This is a genomic window from Rhodoblastus sp., assembly GCF_052145335.1.
Taxonomy (GTDB): Bacteria; Pseudomonadota; Alphaproteobacteria; order Rhizobiales; family Beijerinckiaceae; genus Rhodoblastus.
Map to the genome: position 1 here is coordinate 1 of NZ_JBKQOU010000161.1, position 2827 is coordinate 2827.

Here is a 2827-nt window from a genome sequence, read left to right on the forward strand (position 1 = left end):
CGGGGCAGGGAATGTCGCTTTTACCGCTCTCCGCGACGGCCTGCGGCGCATCGAACAGGGAACACGCATAGAAAAAGAAGGGCAGGTCGGAGAAGCCGATCGACGCCCAGGCCCCAAAAATCGCCGCAGGCTGGGGATGGCGATTTCCGCGTCAACCCCAGCCCAAGCCCGAAAACCCCGCCATGCGCCTTGTGCGCGGGGCATGGGGTGGAAGATATGACCTCTGACGGGGTGAGGGGAGGGGATCGAGGATTGGCCGTCGCGTGAGGAGGAATATCCCTGCCTCTTTCAAGCCTATTGCGATGTGTGAGCTGCGGGTGAAATCCGGCAGTTGGCGTTGGGTTCGCGAGTGATTTCTTTATTTTCTCTACCGAATGTTGAGTTAGCCGGCCGCGAGGCGCGGGGCCGAGCGCAACTGACGGCCCTGAAGGAAAACTTGGAAGGCTCTAGCGAGGATTCGTCGCAGCGTTGCAGGCCCGTCAACTGCCCCGCATTTTTTGCGAGTTCGCGTAGAAAAATGGCGCCGGCTCGACCAGACGAACGAAGATATTCCACCAGTCGTAAAACAAAGCGATCATGTGCGGCCAGTCGGCAACGAGCAAGGTCCTGCGTGACGAAGCCGCCGCAGCCCCATTGGTTCTTCAATATACAGCTGGCCGAAACTCATGTGTTCCCCGCCGAGCGAAGTGGCGAGAACGGAATATTCGTAGACTTCGGCGTTCGCGCCGATTGCGACGAAAGATAGCGTTTGCTGGTCCGGCGCCAAAACTCCCGGGTTGGCGAATGTCGGAACCCGTGGATGTTGACGGCGACGCCAAGACACAGCTTCCGCGGTTTCCTCAATGTCGGAGAGGTTGGGGCGTCACGATGAGGACCTTCTCGGCGGGATCCCTCACGAGCAGCCAAGCAGCTAGACAGACCGCGCCCAGGAAAGTTTTGAGGTGGCGCGGCGGCGTATTGACCGCGCACCGCGCGCCGTTGTTCTTGACTTGGATTCAAGCGAAGGATTCGAAGTTACGAAGGAGTAGCTCGGCGCCGTCAGTCATTTTCCGGGTTCCTCCGTGCTCGACGAGGCTCCGCTGCAGTTTCGCGCTCGGCCAGTTTGTCGACAAAGGCCTCGTTCTCGGCGGCACGCGGGTCTGTCTCCTGATCGGGCAAGAGTTTCACGCACAGATTGATCAGGGCAGTGGTAGCCTTGGGATTGCCGTCGAGCGAGGCCGCGACCAGCCTCTTCACGATCGCTCGTTGTTTGGTGATGCGGACCTCGCCGCCGCCCACGGCGATCGTCTCGGACAGTTCCTCGAGGAGGTCCGCTTTGAAGGAGACCGCGCCTTTGGGACGACCCCGCGGATTGCCGCTTTCGCCGGGTTTGAAACGCGAATGCAGCGGGGGCCGGCCATAGCCGATGCCATCATCATCATTTTCCGCCATGTTGCCTCAGAATACTTTACAAGACGCTCTAACATCCTTAAGAAGTATATGGGTAGTTTGTTCCGATTCAAGGGGGCGGGGCACCGATGGTCGCAAAACTCAGAAGGGCGCATTTGCGGGACTGCGCGCGCAAAGCCCTCGAACGGCGCGGCTACAGCGTCAAAGACGTCAGTAGGATGGGCGTGGCGCCGGGCGCCCAGCTGCGCATTTCTAAGGGGTCAGAAACCTATAGGGTGGCCGTTCGGAGTTCGCTCGAACGCAAAGTTGGCATCGTTCGCAACCCTGGCGGGGACTGGATGACCGTCCCGTGTGTTGATTTTGTCGTCGTCGTTACGCCCTCGGCCGAGCAACCGAATTGTGCGGAGATCCTTTGTTTTCCATCCGCAACGATCATTAAAGCCTTCGACAAAGTGCTCGCTGCGCGCAAGGAGCGGAATCCCGATTTTTCTCCGAAAGCTCCACTTTTCGTGCCGCTTGATCCTGTCGAGCGCGGCAAGGCAATCCATCCTGGATTAAAAGAGTTGGCGGAATGGCAAGACGATGTATCGCTGGCCTCGGTCCCCAGCCAGAAAAGCTCAGAAAGAGAGGGGGTTAGCGCGTTTGTCGCGCGCGTCACGCGCGAGTTCGCCCAAAAGTTCGGCGCCAAGGAGGAGGACGTGACGGTGTCCATTCACATTAAGCAGGGCATGAGGAACAGCGAGGGTTCCGCATTAATGGGTATTTGAAATTCCCAGTAAATTTCCCTGGTAACAGGGAAATTTACTGGGAATTCGTCGGGTTGATCGCCGGTCATGGCTTGGCAGCCGCGCATGCGTTCGTAAATAAAGGCCGAGCAAGGGCGCCTTTCGCGGCAGACAGCCTATGTTGTTTGACATCGTAAATTTCGCCTGGCGGCCTGGGTGGCGCCTCCGCCGGCACTCGCACTGCGTTGTGGTATATGGGGTATACTTTGGGCTGGAAAGCACGGGCGCGTCCCGCAAGCTCGTAACCGGCTGGGCGGCACCGGAGCTGAACGCCGCTCCCGCCGCCGCCGGCTTGACTTCGCCTGAATATCCGCAAGATCCGCGCATCGATCCTATGATTGTCGGCGGTGAAGTGAGTCGAAACATCACCCTGCGCGAGATCGATCGGAATCGCGACTCCCGGGGGGTGACGGCAGCGCAAAAATTCCGCCGCTTTTCACGTTGCCGCTCAGAATGTCAGGGCAGGCGACTTCGCCGCGATTCCAAGCTCGCCAACGGGATCCGGACCCGCGATCACCAGATCGAGCTCTGATAATTCGCGCACACGGGGTGCGAACGCAGATCGATGCCGCCATTGAGCCGCGAAGCAAGGAAAATCCTGCGAGCCGACGCATTTCAGATCGTCGAAGGCGATACGAACGGTCGCCGTAGCT

General features: G+C 59.3%; 3 protein-coding genes. 1 reads left to right on the forward strand and 2 read right to left on the reverse strand.

Features of this window, described 5'->3' with window-relative positions; translation table 11 throughout:
* Positions 1–1038: 1038 nt before the first annotated feature.
* Positions 1039–1431: a DUF5681 domain-containing protein gene (locus ACLP2E_RS10845; protein ID WP_442465924.1), complete on the reverse strand. Its 393-nt coding sequence runs from the start codon at positions 1429–1431 to the stop codon at positions 1039–1041.
* Between the two features lie 86 nt (positions 1432–1517).
* Here ACLP2E_RS10845 and ACLP2E_RS10850 point away from each other — a divergent pair, with 86 nt between their 5' ends.
* A complete protein-coding gene (locus tag ACLP2E_RS10850; RefSeq protein ID WP_442465925.1) occupies positions 1518–2156 on the forward strand; it encodes a hypothetical protein in 639 nt (212 codons plus the stop codon).
* A gap of 466 nt (positions 2157–2622) precedes the next feature.
* On the opposite strand, the gene ACLP2E_RS10855 is transcribed toward ACLP2E_RS10850, so the two are convergent.
* Positions 2623–2827: hypothetical protein (locus tag ACLP2E_RS10855; protein ID WP_442465926.1), on the reverse strand; the 205-nt coding region annotated here is incomplete at its 5' end.

What these genes read in the sequence shown, in the direction of transcription:
- ACLP2E_RS10845 (WP_442465924.1), bottom strand. Translation starts at nt 1,431, where the DNA reads ATGGCGGAAAATGATGATGATGGCATCGGCTATGGCCGGCCCCCGCTG.
- ACLP2E_RS10850 (WP_442465925.1), top strand. Translation starts at nt 1,518, where the DNA reads ATGGTCGCAAAACTCAGAAGGGCGCATTTGCGGGACTGCGCGCGCAAA.